The 16,811-nt window shown below is 47.3% G+C and carries 18 protein-coding genes; 5 read left to right on the forward strand and 13 right to left on the reverse strand.

The genetic code is table 11. From position 1 onward, the window contains the following. On the reverse strand, positions 1-1,114 hold a 1,114-nt coding region (locus tag RCH83_RS05330), incomplete at its 3' end, for an iron ABC transporter permease (protein WP_306519786.1). A gap of 53 nt (positions 1,115-1,167) precedes the next feature. Beyond that, entirely contained in the window at positions 1,168-2,169 is a 1,002-nt protein-coding gene (locus RCH83_RS05335; protein ID WP_306519788.1) for a Fe(3+) ABC transporter substrate-binding protein, read from the reverse strand. Between the two features lie 234 nt (positions 2,170-2,403). Between RCH83_RS05335 and RCH83_RS05340 the strand changes: the two genes are divergently transcribed. After that, positions 2,404-4,440: a S9 family peptidase gene (locus tag RCH83_RS05340; protein ID WP_306519790.1), complete on the forward strand. Its 2,037-nt coding sequence runs from the start codon at positions 2,404-2,406 to the stop codon at positions 4,438-4,440. Positions 4,441-4,632: 192 nt separating this feature from the next. After that, positions 4,633-5,760, forward strand: coding sequence for a cell division protein ZapE (zapE, locus tag RCH83_RS05345; RefSeq protein ID WP_306519792.1), 1,128 nt, complete (start codon positions 4,633-4,635; stop codon positions 5,758-5,760). 21 nt (positions 5,761-5,781) lie between these two features. Here zapE (RCH83_RS05345) and RCH83_RS05350 read toward each other — a convergent pair whose 3' ends face one another. Further along, positions 5,782-6,213: a methylglyoxal synthase gene (locus RCH83_RS05350; protein ID WP_306519794.1), complete on the reverse strand. Its 432-nt coding sequence runs from the start codon at positions 6,211-6,213 to the stop codon at positions 5,782-5,784. Between the two features lie 272 nt (positions 6,214-6,485). On the opposite strand from RCH83_RS05350, the gene RCH83_RS05355 reads away from it, so the two are divergent. Next, a complete protein-coding gene (locus RCH83_RS05355) occupies positions 6,486-6,854 on the forward strand; it encodes a hypothetical protein (RefSeq protein WP_306519796.1) in 369 nt (122 codons plus the stop codon). 160 nt (positions 6,855-7,014) lie between these two features. On the opposite strand, the gene ilvC is transcribed toward RCH83_RS05355, so the two are convergent. Beyond that, the gene (gene ilvC, locus RCH83_RS05360; protein ID WP_306519798.1) at positions 7,015-8,496 is read right to left on the reverse strand and encodes a ketol-acid reductoisomerase; all 1,482 of its coding nucleotides are present in this window, start codon (positions 8,494-8,496) and stop codon (positions 7,015-7,017) included. 184 nt (positions 8,497-8,680) lie between these two features. Between ilvC and ilvY the strand changes: the two genes are divergently transcribed. Further along, complete coding sequence (gene ilvY / locus RCH83_RS05365) at positions 8,681-9,565, forward strand: HTH-type transcriptional activator IlvY (RefSeq protein WP_306519800.1); 885 nt, start codon at positions 8,681-8,683, stop codon at positions 9,563-9,565. Between the two features lie 147 nt (positions 9,566-9,712). Here ilvY and RCH83_RS05370 read toward each other — a convergent pair whose 3' ends face one another. From RCH83_RS05370 to zapE (RCH83_RS05410), 9 genes are all read right to left on the reverse strand, one after another. Then, a complete protein-coding gene (locus RCH83_RS05370; RefSeq protein WP_306519802.1) occupies positions 9,713-10,156 on the reverse strand; it encodes a ClpXP protease specificity-enhancing factor in 444 nt (147 codons plus the stop codon). 19 nt (positions 10,157-10,175) lie between these two features. Continuing rightward, positions 10,176-10,814, reverse strand: coding sequence for a stringent starvation protein SspA (gene sspA, locus RCH83_RS05375; protein ID WP_306519804.1), 639 nt, complete (start codon positions 10,812-10,814; stop codon positions 10,176-10,178). 68 nt (positions 10,815-10,882) lie between these two features. Next, the gene (locus RCH83_RS05380; protein ID WP_306519806.1) at positions 10,883-11,623 is read right to left on the reverse strand and encodes a cytochrome c1; all 741 of its coding nucleotides are present in this window, start codon (positions 11,621-11,623) and stop codon (positions 10,883-10,885) included. Then, complete coding sequence (locus RCH83_RS05385; RefSeq protein ID WP_306519808.1) at positions 11,623-12,897, reverse strand: cytochrome bc complex cytochrome b subunit; 1,275 nt, start codon at positions 12,895-12,897, stop codon at positions 11,623-11,625. The genes RCH83_RS05380 and RCH83_RS05385 overlap by 1 nt, the downstream gene beginning before the upstream one ends. Next, positions 12,897-13,487 (reverse strand): ubiquinol-cytochrome c reductase iron-sulfur subunit, encoded by a 591-nt coding sequence (gene petA, locus RCH83_RS05390; protein WP_306519810.1) that lies wholly within the window; start codon positions 13,485-13,487, stop codon positions 12,897-12,899. Before petA ends, RCH83_RS05385 begins: the two co-directional genes overlap by 1 nt. A gap of 309 nt (positions 13,488-13,796) precedes the next feature. Further along, entirely contained in the window at positions 13,797-13,973 is a 177-nt protein-coding gene (locus RCH83_RS05395) for a hypothetical protein (protein WP_306519812.1), read from the reverse strand. A gap of 91 nt (positions 13,974-14,064) precedes the next feature. Then, on the reverse strand, positions 14,065-14,457 hold the full coding sequence (gene rpsI, locus RCH83_RS05400) for a 30S ribosomal protein S9 (protein WP_068067653.1): 393 nt from the start codon (positions 14,455-14,457) through the stop codon (positions 14,065-14,067). A gap of 16 nt (positions 14,458-14,473) precedes the next feature. Then, entirely contained in the window at positions 14,474-14,902 is a 429-nt protein-coding gene (gene rplM / locus RCH83_RS05405) for a 50S ribosomal protein L13 (protein ID WP_306519814.1), read from the reverse strand. 210 nt (positions 14,903-15,112) lie between these two features. Beyond that, the gene (zapE, locus tag RCH83_RS05410; RefSeq protein WP_306519912.1) at positions 15,113-16,204 is read right to left on the reverse strand and encodes a cell division protein ZapE; all 1,092 of its coding nucleotides are present in this window, start codon (positions 16,202-16,204) and stop codon (positions 15,113-15,115) included. A gap of 128 nt (positions 16,205-16,332) precedes the next feature. Between zapE (RCH83_RS05410) and RCH83_RS05415 the strand changes: the two genes are divergently transcribed. Then, positions 16,333-16,788, forward strand: a complete 456-nt coding sequence (locus RCH83_RS05415; RefSeq protein WP_306519816.1) for a YhcB family protein — start codon at positions 16,333-16,335, stop codon at positions 16,786-16,788. Positions 16,789-16,811: the final 23 nt, after the last annotated feature.

Genomic DNA, 16,811 nt, shown 5'->3' on the forward strand with positions numbered 1-16,811 from the left:
TGGCATAACCCATAGCACTTAACCGGATCAGCAACTGCACCAACCAATGCTTATTCAGCCGCAAACCATAACAAAGCCAGATGGCAAGCCCAACCACCAACACGGCAGCGGCAAAAGCCAGACTAAAACTGTGCCATAAAAGCTTCAGGTAATCTGTGCTCAGCAGCGCCGGCCAATCCGCCAGCACCACCAGCTGCGCCGCCGGAACCACAAACCCCAGCAGCAAAGGCAGCAGCGCCAGCAATAACAATAAATAACCTTTAAATCCCTTCACCTGATGGGTTTTAATCTCAGTATGTGCCTGACCGGTATAATAAAAATGCAGTTGACGGCGTGACGCCAGCTCAAAATAAATCAGCGCCAGCACTAAGGTACACAACAAAGCCGACAACTGCGCCGCGCCTTGTTGTTGCCCCATACCAAACCAGGTGCGGAAAATGCCGGTGGTTAAAGTCGGCACACCAAAATATTGCACTGTGCCGTAGTCGGCAAAAGCTTCCATCATCGCCAGCGCCATACCGGTAATAAGCGCAGGTCTTGCCATAGGTAAAGTCACGCGGAAAAAATGCTGCCTTCTGGAAAGGCCCAAACTTAAACTGGCTTCAGCTAAACGCTCCGACTGACTGGCAAAAGCGCTGCGCGCCAGCAAATACACATAAGGGTAAAGCACCAAAGACAACAACAAGATAGCGCCGCCTAAAGAGCGCACCTGCGGAAAATAATAATCGCCATAACGCCAGCCAAAGCTCTCCCGCAGCAGGCTTTGCAAAGGCCCGGCAAAATCTAATAAACCTGTGTAGCTGTAGGCAATAATGTAAGCGGGCATGGCAAGCGGCAATAACAACAACCATTGCAGCACATTGCGGCCTGGGAAACGGAAAAACACAATCAGCCAAGCCAGACTGGTGCCTAACAACAAAGCCCCAAGACCCACGCCAAAAGCCAATATTAAAGAATTTTGCAGATAATCCGGCAGCACTGTGGCCAGCAGATGTTGCCACAGCGCCACGTCAGGGCTTAATAAACTGCTAAACACCACCAATAGCGGCATTAACAGCAACAAAGCGCCCACAAACAACGGCCATTGCCGCCAATGCAGGTTATTCAACTGCATCAGCGACTCCAGCGGACAGCATTAAAGATAACAATCTTAAAAATAACAACAAGTTATTTCCAACCGGCCTGATCCATCAACTGCAAGGCTTTGGCATTCAGTTCACCCAGTTTTACCAGCGGCAGTTGTTCGGCTTTAAAGGTACCAAAACCCTGTAATACCGGGCTCCAGGCTACACCTTCCAGTACCGGATATTCGTGGTTTTTGCTGGCGTACCAGTTTTGCGCTTCAGGTTTGACCATATATTCAATCAGTTGCTGAGCAGCTGCTTTGTTGGGTGCATATTTGGCAACACCGGCGCCTGAAATATTGATATGGGCGCCACGGTCTTTCTGGTTTGGCCATAACACTTTCACCTCTTTGGCAGCGGCAACGTCTTTGGCATCATCAAACATACCGGCCAGATAATAGGTATTGGCAATGGCAATATCACAAACACCGGCAGCGGCGGCTTTAATCTGGTCTCTGTCACCACCAGTTGGTGGCTGGGCAAAATTCGCCACCAAACCTTTGGCAAATTCCAGCGTTTTGGCTTCACCCACGCTTGCAATCATCGCCGCCAGCATCGACTGGTTATAAATATTGTCAGAAGAACGGATACAAATACGGCCTTTAAATTCGGGCTTGGTTAAATCTTCAATGCTGTTGATGTGACTCGTATCCACTTTGCCAGGCACGTAAAGCACAGGGCGGGCGCGCAAAGTTAAACCAAACCAGTGTTGCTGCGGGTCGCGTAAATGCGCCGGAATGGCTTTAGTTAACAGCTCAGATTGTACCGGCTGTAACAAACCCTGAGTTTGGGCACGGTATAACCGGCCAACATCGGTGCTGATTAATACGTCAGCCGGGCTGTTACGGCCTTCGCTCGCCATACGGCTAATCAACTCGTCGGGTTTGCCGGTAATAAGATTTACTTTAATGCCGGTGTCGGCGCTGAATTTATCCAACACAGGTTTAATCAGCTCTTCTTGCCTGGCTGAATACACATTTACTTCGGCCGCCTGTACTAAAGCTGCGACGCTGGAAAACAATAACACCATCAATTGACGTTTCATCCGTTGTTCCTTTTGAAGTTGACTACAAAAAACACCGCGCATCAGAGCAACGGCCAGCAGGCTTGTTTACAACAGCCCGGTAAAAGAGCGCTAGTATAAACAAAAACGAGAATAGGTCTCAAAAACTTCGTCGCAGCCTGACTGTTGTTAAACCCCGGCCTGCCGCTCTGTGGTTGCCAGTAGCACAATGCATGCCCTATGCTTAGGGCCATCTTGAACACTGGAAGCAATTTTATGAAATTAGCCTTTTCGATCAGTTTGTTAGCACTGTTTTCTGGTTTTGCTCTGGCCGAAGCAAAACCATTAACAGCAGAATCTGTCTGGCAGGTGGCCCGCCCGGCCGGTTTAACAGTGTCGCCGGATGGTCGAAGAGCAGTATTTAGCCTGACCAAATTCGACTTCACAACAGACAAAGGCAATGCCGATTTACAGCTGATTGAGCTGCCAGGTGGCAAAACCACCCCTTTAACCCAACATACCGACAGCGACACTCAGCCCGCCTGGAGCCCGGATGGTCGCAGTATTGCATTTGTGTCCAAACGGGGTCATGCGCAAAACCAGCTGTTTGTCTTACCGGTATTTGGTGGTGAAGCAAAGAATATTACCCAGCTGCCGGTGGCGGTGTCATCGCCGGTCTGGCTGCCGGATGGCAAACAAATTTTATTTGTGGCTGAGGTACCAGCCGGTTTTGATGGTGATTTTAAAAAGCTGGCAAGCCAAAAAGCAGCGGATAAAGAGAAAAAAGTCAGCGCTAAAGTGACGGAAAACCGCTTATACCGCTTTTGGGATCACTGGTTAACCGACGAATACACCCCGCACTTTTTTACCGTGGAGGTAGAAACCGGTGTTATCCGCCATTTAACGCCTGGCTGGAAAACGCTGATGAATTTAAACGGCGCGCCTGAGTTTGACCTGTCGCCGGATGGCAAAACTATTGCAGTCAGTGCCATTACCAGCCAACCGCCTTATAACGAGCTAAACCACGATATTCTGCTGCTTGGCACAGATGGCAGTGGCAAATTTATCAATATCACTGAAGCCAATAAAGCCAGCGACGGCAACCCGGTTTTTAGTCCGGATGGCAAAACCCTGGTGTATGGCGCGCAAAGCCGGCTGGATTTTACCGAAGACAATGTCAAGCTGATGAACTTTAACCTGGCCAGCAAAACCGCAACGGCAATGGCTGCCAATGTCGATTTATCACCTTCAAACTGGTATTTCTCCAAAGACAGCACCATGTTGTATTTTATCGCTGCTGACAAAGCGCGTGAGTCGGTGTTTTCTATTCCGGTGCAGGGTGGCGCGGTAAAACAGGTGTTGCGCCAGGCCAGCAACGAACAGTTCCAGGTGGCCGGGCCACAACAATTTGTATTGGTACAACATGGCATCAGCCAATTGCCGGAAATTTTTTATCTGGATAATAAAAACCGCACCTTAAAACAAATCAGTCAGTTTAATCACCAGCAACAACAAAACCTGCAGTTTGGCAAAGTAGAAGAAATGTCGTTTGCCGGTAGCGACGGCAAACAAATTCAGATGTTTGTGGTGTTTCCGCCCAATTTTGACGCGAAAAAACGCTGGCCGCTGCTAAGCCTGTTACACGGCGGCCCACACAGTTATTTTGGCGACAACTTTAATTACCGCTGGAACCCACAAGTGTTTGCCGCTGCCGGTTATGTCACCATCATGCCGAACTTCCATGGCTCCACCAGTTTTGGTCAAGCTTTTGCCGAAGCTATTCATGGCGACCATGCCAGCAAACCATTTTTTGATTCAGAAGCCGCCATCGACCATCTGGTATCGCGCGGTTATATCGATGAAAGCCGTATCGCTGCGGCTGGTGGCAGCTACGGCGGATATCTGGTGAGCTGGATTGCCGGTCACAGCAGCAAATACAAAGCCTTAGTGAATCATGCCGGTGTTTACGATTTAATGGCGCAGTTTGCCTCTGACAGTACTATTCACAGAGTGCATGCTTATGCCGGTTCGCCATGGGACAAAAAAGAAAATGTACTAAAAGCCAGCCCGGCCATGTATGCGGAGAATTTTAAAACGCCAATGTTGGTGATCCACGGTGAGCAGGATTACCGCGTGCCGGTGAATCAGGGTCTGGAAATTTATGGTGTGCTCAAAGGCAAAGGTGTGGATGCGCGACTGGTGTATTTCCCCAATGAAAACCACTGGATTTTAAAACCGAATAACTCGTTATTCTGGTACAACGAAGTGCTGAGCTGGCTGGAACGTTATATTGGCAAAGGCCCAAGCGCTTAAACGCTTGCCGCAGCTTTGAAAGGCCGCTATTTTAGCGGCCTTTTTTATGTACAGGATGTACGGTATGCCGCTATTGCAGGAGCAAATAGCGGTGATGTACAGGATGTACGGTATGCCGCTATTGCAGGAGCAAATAGCGGTGATGTACAGGGCCCGGACTGCTGCTACACATCTGCCATTCTGCTGAGGTTTATGATGTTAACTACTTACCAACAACAGATAGAAACAGCACAGCTGCAATTTGACGAAGCGCAGTGGCAGTGCCTGCAGCAACTGGACGCCATCAGCAAAGCTATTGCGGCAGGTCAGCCTTGTCGCGGCCTGTATATTTATGGTCCTGTAGGTCGTGGCAAAACCATGTTAATGGACAGCTTTTTTAAGCATTTGCCGACAACACGCAAAATCCGGCTGCATTTTCATCATTTTATGGCGCGGGTGCATCAGGAATTACATGCCCTGACAGGCGAAGCCAACCCGCTGCAGCTGGTTGCCCAAAACTGGGCCAACACCTATCAGCTGTTGTGTTTTGATGAGTTTTTTGTCAGTGATATTGGGGATGCCATGTTGCTTGGCACCTTGTGGCGCGAGCTTTTTGCGTTGAATGTGGTGCTGGTGACCACGTCAAATTCACCACCCGCTGATTTATACGCCAATGGCCTGCAGCGCAGCAGATTTTTACCCACCATCGCGTTATTAACACAACACTGTCAATTATTTAAACTGGATAATGGCATTGATTATCGCCGGATGGCTGCTGCTGATTTTTGTTATTACGGCCTGAATGTGGCTGAAAACTGGCTCAGAAACCTGACAGCACAACTGACTGGCCCACTGGAGAACTGCACTGCTATCAACATCCAGCAAAGAGCTATACCTGCTTTATGGTGTAATCAGCATGCTATTGGTTTTGATTTTATGGCGCTTTGTTCCGGGCCACGCAGTCAGCTGGATTATATGGCGCTGGCCGACAAATTCAGCGTGATTGCAGTGGCGGATATTCCGCAGTTTCAGCACCTTTCTGACACCGCCATTTTGCATGGCGTGGAAGAAAATTATCAGCGGGAACATAGTGTTGTGTTTGTCAGCAAACTAGATAACGAAGCAAGGCGTTTTATTGCTTTGGTCGATGAATGTTACACCAGAGGTTGCCTGTTATTGTTAACCAGCACCACAGCTGTTACTGAGTTATACCAGGCCAGTCAGCTCAGTTTTGCCTTTGAACGTTGTATCTCGCGCATTTATGAAATGCAAAGCTGGAGCACTGACAGGTTACAGCCCAAAGCCACCAGGCAAAAACAACAAACGGCAGCGCCAGAGTAAAACTGCTGCCACAACCTGGTTTTAGATTTTATCGAACCTGTTCTGATGCGCTGAAAAATCAGGCACTGTCCGTTGGTAGTTCTGGCTGAACAAGCTTGAATGCACAATAAAATCTGCAGTGGCGCTATTACAGGCAACCGGAATATTCCACACCACAGCCAGACGGATCAGCGCTTTTACATCAGGGTCATGCGGTTGTGAACTCAGTGGGTCCCAAAAAAATATCAGCCAATCAATTTTTTGTTCGGCAATTAAAGCACCAATTTGTTGATCACCACCCAGCGGACCACTGGCCAGGCAATGTACAGGAAGTTGCAAAGCTTCTTCTAACAAGCGACCTGTAGTGCCGGTGGCATACAGGGTTTTCTGCTGGAAAAACACCGCATGTTGGCGCACCCAGGCCAGCATTTCGGCTTTTTTACCATCATGGGCCACTAATGCAATTGATTTCATGGTTATTCCCTCATAATTTATTCTTTTTCATTTTTCTAGCTTCGCACTCAACAGCTGCCATCACAAGGCTATTGACGATAAGTTTGTCGTTCGCTGAACCTTTGCCGACATACTGTTTATGCAGCTGTGATAAAAGGCTCTGCAGCAATTTGGGGTCTGTTATGTTAAAAAGCCGAGTTATAAAACCTAATCACATAGACCACAAAGTCGGCGGAATTTAAAACTGAACGCCCTATCGCCCTTAACAAGCCCGTCCGGCAGGAGCCAGAACATTGAAAAAAATGCCTCTTTATCTACTTTGTGTTTGCTGCAGCCTGTTTGGTTTGGCTTTGGGCCTGGCGGTAAATACACTCACCCTTTACGACGCACAGAGCAGCGCTTTGTTGGATAAATCGCAATATTATCAGTTGTTGAATAACGCCAATCCGGCACTGACAGAACAGTTCAACCAAAGCCTGAAAACAGTGACATTGCCTTATCATTTATGCCAAACCCGGTCATTGCACCAGATGTTAAAAACCGCCGGTTTGCATCACAACAGCGTGAACGAGTTACTGCAAAACAGCTATGCACTTTATCAACTTGAGACTGAGCAGCAACAACAGGCTTTTTGTTTGGGTAAAGAATTCAACTGGTTTTAATGCTTTGTCCAAATTATTGTTTGGCCGCTGACGACAAAGATGCAAAACAATGTCTGTCGACAAAAAAACGACCACCATGGTTACTAAAGCTGCCAGCTGTGGACATAAAAAAAGCCCGGCAAAAAGCCGGGCAAACAACCAAGGTCCACGTAAAACTCAGTTATTGGTTCACAACAATGCGTTTCATCGCTGTCATGTAACCACGTAATGTTTTGCCCACAATTTCCACCGGGTGTTGGCGGATAGCTTCGTTCACTTCAATCAGGCGGATGTTATCAACACCGTTGTTGGTGGCATTGACACCCTTACCCAGCAATTCAGGGCTGATATTGTTCACCAGCTCGCGCAGCATAGGCACAGCGGCGTTGGCAAACAGGTAGTTACCGTATTCAGCGGTGTCGCTAATCACCACGTTCATCTCATACAGACGTTTACGGGCAATGGTATTGGCAATCAGCGGTGTCTCATGTAACGACTCGTAATAGGCTGATTCTTCCACAATACCGGCCTCAACCATGGTATCAAACGCCAGTTCAACCCCTGCTTTCACCATGGCAACCAACAAAATAGCGCGGTCGAAATAATCTTGTTCGGCGATATGCTCTGCACTAACAGGCGCATTTTCAAAACCACTTTGGCGGGTTTCTTCACGCCAGCCCAGCAGCTGTTTGTCGTCATTGGCCCAGTCAGCCATCATAGTTTCAGAAAATTTGCCTGAAATAATGTCGTCCATATGTTTGGCAAACAGCGGCTGTAAAATGCCTTTTAACTGCTCTGCCAAATCAAAAGCTTTAATTTTGGCCGGGTTTGACAGCCGGTCCATCATATGGGTGATACCACCGTGCTTCAGCGCTTCGGTAATGGTTTCCCAGCCAAACTGAATCAGCTTGGCGGCAAAACCAGCTTCATAACCATCAGCCACCAGCTTGTCGTAGGCCAGAATGGCACCGCTTTGTAACATGCCGCATAAAATGGTTTGTTCACCCATTAAATCCGACTTCACTTCAGCCACAAAACTTGATTCCAGTACACCGGCACGGTCACCACCGGTGGCAGAAGCGTAAGCTTTGGCAATGGCCAGGCCGTTGCCTTGTGGGTCGTTTTCCGGATGCACCGCAATTAAGGTTGGTACACCAAAACCACGTTTATATTCTTCCCGCACTTCAGTACCAGGGCACTTAGGCGCCACCATAATCACAGTGATGTCTTTGCGGATTTGATTGCCTTCTTCCACGATATTAAAACCGTGGGAATAGGCCAGAGTGGCACCTTGTTTCATTAAAGGCATGACAGCTTTGACCACTGCAGTGTGTTGTTTATCCGGCGTCAGGTTTAATACTAAATCTGCCGTCGGAATTAAATCTTCGTAAGTACCTACCACAAAACCGTTTTCGCTGGCTTGCACAAAAGATTTACGTTTTTGTGTGATGGCATCAGCACGCAAGGCATAAGAAATATCCAGGCCAGAATCGCGCATATTTAAACCCTGGTTTAAACCCTGAGCACCACAACCAACAATGACAATTTTCCAACCTTTGATTAAGTTACAACCGTCAGCAAATTCTTCTTTTTGCATAAAACGGCATTTGCCCAGCTGCTTTAACTGCTGGCGTAAGTTCAGAGTGTTGAAATAATTAGCCATAATTTTTGTACCTGAATTTGCTGATTTGCCAAAACATGGACCTGAGCCCCTGCGGTTTGTGGCAGAACAACACAACCCTTTGTTGTGCCGTTTTGATAAAACCACAATAGTCCAGCAAGCTCATTGCGTGAAGTGATATATTCTCAATACAATATTTCACTTTTTGCAATCACGGACTTTTCCGATGGATCTTCGTAGCGCACAACTATTTCAACATTTAGCCAGCAGTCTGAATTTCAGTAAAACCAGTGAGCAGCTCTATGTCAGCCCTTCCACGCTCACCCGCATTATTCAGCGGCTGGAAGATGATTTAGGGGTGCAGCTGTTTAGCCGAGACAACAGATCGGTACGGCTAACACCAGCCGGCGTGCGTTTTCAGCAGTTTGTGAAAAAGTATCTGGAAGACTGGCATCAGTTGCAGGTAGATTTGTCTTTAACCAGCAATGAGTTACAAGGACAACTGCGGTTATTTTGTACTGTCACCGCAAGTTATAGCCACTTGCCGGATATCCTGGATAAATTCCGTTTGTTATGCCCAAGAGCCGAAATTCAGCTGACAACAGGTGATGCTGCGATGGCATTGGAAAAAGTAAAAAATGATGAAGCCGATGTTGCGCTGGCAGTGTACCCACCCAACTTACCACTGAATATCGCTTTTTCCAGCATCGCCAAGTTGCCGCTGCAGCTGATAGCGCCAGTGGTGCCCTGCAAAGTAAATGATTTATTAAACGAAATACCTATTCGCTGGCAGGATATTCCAATGATAGTGCCTGAACATGGGCCGGCGCGCAGCAGGCTGGATCAATGGTTAAAAGCGGAAAACTTCAGCCCCAATATGGTAGCCAAAGTAGAAGGCCATGAAGCTATGGTCAGTATGGTGGCGCTTGGCACTGGTGTGGCCGTCGTTCCTGAGCCAGTTGTGCAGCACAGTCCGGTGCGGGAACGGGTGCGTACAGTAGCCCTTGATTATCAGTTTGAACCTTTTGATTTGGGTATTTGTATGCAATCCAAAAGGTTACATGAACCCCTGATGCGGGCCTTCTGGCAAATTGCCGCTGAGCGGAAATAACCTTGGGTAAGGCGCTTCTTTGTGAACTGAATTTCAATAACGAACTTCACGTTAGATGATGGCTTTATGCTGGTGGCCCCAACATCCAGCCGTAAAAAACCGGCGTTAAAGCCGGTTTTTTTAGCAATCAAGCTATTCAATTTTTAATTATTTAATCACCCGCAGATGTGAAGGCCTTTTTGGCTTATCGTCCGGCTCAGTAGGTTCTGGGGTTTCAGTTTGTGCTACCACAGGCTCAGCTTCGTCATCCAGCAGCTCTTCGGCCAATAACTCGTCATCATCTTCTTCTGCGGTAAACATAGTGCCAGCGCCATTTTCACGGGCATAAATGGCCAGCACTGCACGCTGCGGAATATAAAGTGCAAAAGGGCTACCGCCAAAACGAGCGTTAAAAGTCACAGCATCATTGCCAAGTAACAGGTTACCTACAGCAGATGGGTTAATATTCAGCACTATCTGGCCATTTTGTACGTGCTGGAGCGGCACTTTAACACCAGGTAAAGTTGCGTCCACCACCAGATAAGGCGTCAGATTGTTGTCCACTATCCACTCGTAAAATGCACGCAGTAAATAAGGGCGGTTTGGGGTCATTTTTAGCACTGTTGCACCCTCAATAGTGGCTGTTACGGCGGATTTCGCGTTCAGCTTCAGTCAGCGATTGTTGGAAAGCATCGCGCTCGAACAGACGGATCATGTAGTTTTTCAGCGCCTTAGCACCGGAGCCAGACAGCTCAATGCCCAGAAGTGGTAAACGCCATAATAAAGCCGACATATAACAATCCAGCAGGCTGTATTCTTCACTCATAAAATAGGGTGTTTCCTGAAACAACGGTGCTATCGATAACAGGCTTTCGCGTAAATCACGTCTTGCTTCTGCCGCATCTTCACCATCTGACAGGATTTTTTCTGCCATACCGTACCAGTCATGTTTAATACGATACATCATCAGGCGGGTTTTACCACGCTCTACCGGATACACAGGCAACAGCGGTGGATGCGGAAAACGCTCGTCCAGGTATTCCATAATGATATCTGCCTGGTACAAGGCTAAATCCCGATCCAGCAAGGTAGGCAAAGAACCATAAGGATTAACCTCATAGACGTCTTCCGGCAGGTTATCCCTGCTGACCAGCAGAATATCAGCACTCACACCTTTTTCTGCCAGCACCATTCTGACCTGATGGCTGTACATGTCGTCGGCCGATGCAAACAACGTCATAGCAGAGCGCCTGTTGGCAGGTATCGCCATGAATTCCTCCGGTAAATTTAAAACGGCAAAAGGGGCCACCAGGCCCCTTATTTGTCAGCTTGACTGACTCAGTGAACGTCTTTCCAGTACTCTTTCTTCAGCAGGAATGCCAGCACAAAGAAAATAAGTAAGAAGATCATCACTTTAATACCGAGGCTATGAGATTCCAGCTTGGAAGGTTCACCTGTGTATTCCAGATAGTTCACCAGATCAGCCACAGCACGGTCGTATTCTTCTGCGCTCAGCTCACCGGTTTCATCCGCCACAATACCAACGTACACTTCTTTGGAAACACCATCAACCAGACGGGTTTCGTACTTTTTATGTGGTACACCCTGCAGCTCTTGCAGTACATGAGGCATACCCACCAGCGGGAACACGTCGTTGTTCACGCCAAAAGGACGGCTTGGATCCGCATAAAAAGAACGTAAATAAGTGTATAGCCAGTCCGGGCCACGCACCCGGGCGACGTTAGTTAAATCTGGTGGTGGTGCACCAAACCAACGGGCCAGATCAGCTTTTGGCGCCGCGTTTTTAATAAAGTCGCCTACTTTATTGGCGGTAAAAGCCAGTTCCTGCATACCTACTTCGTCCGGAATGCCCAGATCGCGGAAAGTACGGGAATAACGCTGATATTCCATCTGGTGACAACCCAGACAGTAGTTCTGGAACATTTTGGCTCCCCGTTGCAGCGACTCTTTGTCGTGCAAATCAATAGGTGCTTTGTCCAGGTGAACAGCAGGCCCACCTGCCGCCAGCGCAGCAGATGATGCAACCAGTGCCAGTACTGAGAATAACTGTTTCAGCATTATGATAACCTCACAGGCAGTGGCTTGGTTTTTTCATTTTTACTGTACAACCACAGTAAACCGAAGAACGCAAAATAAGTGAAAGAGAAAATTTGCGCCAGCAGTGTATAAGTTGGCGTTGCCGGCAGCACACCTAACACACCTAACACCACGAAGCTGATACAGAAATTCACCAGATTCAGTTTATGCAAAGTACTGCGGTAACGTACTGAACGCACCGGGCAACGATCTAACCATGGTAATAACGCCAGGAAGATAATGGCCAGGAACATAAAAATGGCACCAAACAGCTGATCAGGAACAGCACGCAGAATGGCGTAGAATGGTGTGAAGTACCAGACTGGCGCAATGTGATCAGGAGTTTTCATTGGGTTGGCTGGTTCGAAGTTTGGCGCTTCCAGGAAATAACCACCACCTTCAGGTGCAAAGAAAATAACAGCACAGAACACCAGCAGGAAACCAACCACACCAACGATATCTTTCACCGTGTAATAGGGGTGGAAAGGAATAGCGTCAACGATGATTTTTTTGCCACCTTTGGTGAAATATTCGTGGAAAGTAAATTTGTCTGACACGTTGTTATCGATTTTTGTGCCGTCGTTTGCACGTTTCACATCGATACCATCCGGGTTGTTTGAACCCACTTCGTGCAGTGCAATGATATGCAGGAATACCAAAATCACTAATACCAGCGGCAGGGCAATAACGTGCAGGGCGAAAAAGCGGTTTAAGGTCGCACCTGAAATAACGTAGTCACCACGGATCCACAAAGTTAAATCATCACCAATACCCGGAATAACACCGAAGATAGAGATAATAACCTGCGCACCCCAGAACGACATCTGACCCCATGGCAGCAAATAACCCATAAAGGCTTCAGCCATTAATACCAGGAAAATCAGCATACCGAAGATCCACAGCAGTTCCCGTGGTTTCTGATAAGAGCCGTACATCATGCCACGCAGCATGTGCAGGTAAACCACCACAAAGAAGGCAGAAGCACCGGTGGAGTGCATATAACGCAACAACCAGCCGTAATCAACATCACGCATGATGTATTCAACTGACGCAAAAGCACGTTCAGCTGAAGGTTCAAAGTTCATTGTTAACCAGATACCGGTCAGGATCTGGTTCACCAGCACTAACATCGCCAAAGAGCCGAAGAAGTACCAGAAGTTGAAGTTTTTCGGCGCCGGATACTGCATTACATGGAGGTTCATTTTCTCCATAAATGGCATGCGGTATTCGATCCAGTTCATGAAATTTTTAAACATCAGGCAGTCCCCTCGTCAGCACCGATGGTCAGCGTACTGTCATCAGTGAACATATATGGTGGGATCATCAGGTTTTTTGGCGCCGGAACACCAGAGAACACCCGACCAGCCATATCGTAGGTAGAACCATGGCATGGGCAGAAGAAACCAGATGCAATACCTTCAACATGGGCGTCGAAGTCATTCATTTTATAAGTTGGAGAACAACCTAAGTGAGTACAGATACCAACAGCAACAAAAATCTCTGGTTTTTTCGAGCGATGCTGGTTTTTGGCATAAGCCGGTTGTTGTTCATCTTCTGAAGCAGGATCTCTTAACTGACTTTCAACTGCTGTTAAGGTCTGCAACATTTCTGGGGTACGTTTTACAACCCACACCGGTTTACCGCGCCATTCCACCCGAATTAACTGACCTGGCTCGAGTTTGCTGATATTTGCCGTTACAGCTGCACCAGCTTGTTTGGCTTTTTCACTCGGGTTCCAGGACGCAATAAAGGGAACGGCTGCTCCAACTGCACCAACGCCACCTACTACTGAGGTTGCGATAGTGAGGAAGCGACGGCGACCATGATCGACTGGCGCATTGCTCATCCACTCATCTCCACGTTAACGCTTAAACTTTATACGATTTAAGCGGCTGAATTTCAGCGATTATTATAAGTTGAAAAATACGGCGGATCATAATGAAAAGCCCTGCCTGATACAAGGATTTAGGCTGAATCTCTTGGCTGCTTCAGGACTATTTTTTTCGCTTTTGTTTGATCCGGCACAAGGTCAGCAAACAACAGGCAATTTTTTACAAAATACTAACGCCAGAGCCTTGCTTTTACCTGCGGCAATAACGTGCAAACTATAGCAGCAGCTGTTTAAAAATGAGCGGAAACATTAGTGGAAAATCAATCAGATGAGATAAAAGTAGCAAAAAAACATTTGAGCAGGCTCAGAATCCTGAAAAGCCGGGACTGTTGATTGATAACTGCGGGGCAGATTGTTATCAAGCAAGAACGCGAATTTACCGCACAACAGCCCTGTCATGGCTGCGTCGATATTGTAAAAAGCTGTTTCAGCCTTTTTCATCAGCCAAAACCTGAACAACAAGCCAACCCCTTCAACGACAGAGATAAAAAAACCCGGCACCAGGCCGGGTTTTTGCAACAGTAAAAACGAATTAACGTTTTGAGTACTGTGGACGTTTACGGGCTTTATGCAGACCGACTTTCTTACGTTCAACTTTACGCGCATCGCGGGTTACGAAACCGGCTTTACGCAGTGCTGGACGCAGAGTTTCGTCGAACTCCATTAATGCACGGGTGATACCGTGACGGATAGCGCCGGCCTGACCAGAAATACCACCACCTTTAACAGTGATGTACATGTCAAACTTGCCAACCATTTCAACTAACTCTAATGGTTGCATAACAACCATACGAGCAGTTTCACGACCAAAGTATTCAGTGATAGTGCGTTGGTTGATAACGATGTTACCAGCGCCCGCTTTCAGGAATACACGTGCTGTAGAGGTCTTACGACGACCAGTACCGTAATATTGATTCTGTGCCATTATCGATATGCTCCGCTTAGATGTCTAAAACTTGTGGTTGCTGGGCAGCATGTTGATGCTCTGCGCCTGCATACACTTTCAACTTACGGAACATAGCGCGACCCAGTGGACCTTTAGGCAGCATGCCTTTGATCGCAGTCTCAAGCACCATCTCAGGTTTCTTTTCCAGCAGCTTCTCGAAAGTGATTTCTTTGATGCCACCTGGGAAACCAGAGTGAGAGTAGTACTTTTTGTTTTTCGCTTTGTTGCCAGTTACAGTCACTTTGTCAGCGTTAACTACAATGATGTAGTCGCCGGTGTCAACGTGTGGCGTGTATTCTGGCTTGTGCTTTCCGCGTAAACGAAGAGCGATTTCAGTTGCGATACGACCCAGGGTTTTGCCTGCGGCATCAACAACGAACCAGTCGCGTGTTACGCTTTCTGGTTTAGCAGTAAAAGTTTTCATCAAACTATCCAAAAAATTATCAGTTACACCTCACATAACCTTCGGGCAAAGATTATGTCGTTTATCGAACCCCTTCGAGTTCATCAAACTGCCAGGCTACGGCAGATTCAGGCTGTAACGTGGGCCGGCCGCGGATTATATATTAACCAATGGCAAAAAACAGCTTTTTTTCCGAAAAAAATCAACCTGCAGCCCAGACAGCAAAATGGGTTATGGCAAATGAGCCAGCGCCAGGTAGTCGTGGGATTGCATCTCTTGCAACCGGCTTAAACAACGTTTGAATTCAAAGGACAAAATCCCCTGACTGTAGAGTTGCTCCATCGGCACTTCTGCGGAAATAATCAGCTTAACTTTGCGTTCATAAAACTCATCAACCAGCGCAATAAAACGCCGCGCCACATCATCATTGGTCTGTCCCATCACTTTGGCGTTGGCCAACAGCACCGTATGATAAATTTTGCTGAGCTCCATATAATCGTATTGACTGCGGGCAGATTCACACAGCTCGCTAAATTCAAACCAGACCACACCTTCTGCTTCCCAGCAGGTTTGTAACTTGCGGTGGGCAATTTCAATCACCGCTTGCTGCTGGCGGGGTTCCAGCGATAACGCATTAAAATAACTCAATAAATTATCTTGCGCTGCTTGATCAAGCGGCGAGTGGTAAATTTCAGCCTGAGTTAAAGTACGTAAACGGTAGTCAATACCACTGTCCACATTCACCACTTCAGTGTGCTGTTTGATCAGCGCAATAGCAGGCAAAAAACGCGCTCGTTGCAAACCGTTTTTATAAAGACCATCAGGCTCAATATTGGAGGTTGCCACCAGCGTAATACCACGCGCAAACAACGCCTGCATTAAGGTGCCGAGGATCATAGCGTCGGTAATATCAGAGACAAAAAATTCATCAAAACACAAAATATCGGTTTGCGCTTTAAACCTGTCGGCCACCAGTTCCAGCGGATTAGGCTGTCCGGCAAATTCAGTTAAGTCTTCATGCACTTTGTGCATAAAACGGTGAAAGTGAATACGCAGTTTGCGTGTGGTTGGCAGGCAATCAAAGAAGGTATCTACCAGATAAGTTTTGCCTCGCCCTACCCCACCCCAAAAATACAAACCGCGTAGTGGCTGCTGCACCGGCTTTTTGCCGGTCAGTTTTTGCCAGAATGACAATGTCACCGGCTGCTGCTGACAAAAGTCATCATATAACCTTTGCAACTGCGTGACGGCATGTTGTTGGGCGGCATCAAAATGAAAATCCGGACGCTGTAAATCAAGCTGATACTTTTGCTGTGGTGTCATGGTATGAACTGCAGAAGGCATTGGCCGTTCAGGCGATTAAAATTAACCGGTATAGTAACACGGCTTACCACTCTGTTTAAGAAGTTAGGTTACACTAGAAAAGATTTGAGCAGTTTTCAGGAGTTTTTATGAGTTTATCTATGGCATTAGTCTGGTTTGCTGCAGGTTTAATTGCAGGTGCTGTCGCCGCCCGCCTATTCAGTTTACGGCAATTTAATCAACATAAGTTGCAGCTTGAGCTCGACGAAAGCCGGCAACAGTTACAAAAGTATCGCACCGACGTTTCTCAGCATCTGGACACCACCCATCAGCTGATGGCGCAGTTGCAGGACAATTATGAAAAAATTGCCCGCCATATGGCCAGAACCAAGATGCAGTTGATTGAGCGCCCTGGTTATACCGAAAACACCGAGTTGAACTATTTATCCACAGATACTGCTGAACAAATCCGGTTATCTATTGACCAAATCGATGAGAAACGCCGCAGAAAAGCTGAAGTTCGCACTGAGCAACCACTTGATTATGCGGGTCATTCCAGCGGTATCTTAAAAACTTTCTCAACAGAAAAAAAATCGGAAGTCTGAAACTTTTTTTATCGGGGTGAGTC

It is taken from the genome of Rheinheimera sp., assembly GCF_030824435.1.
Lineage (GTDB): Bacteria > Pseudomonadota > Gammaproteobacteria > Enterobacterales > Alteromonadaceae > Pararheinheimera.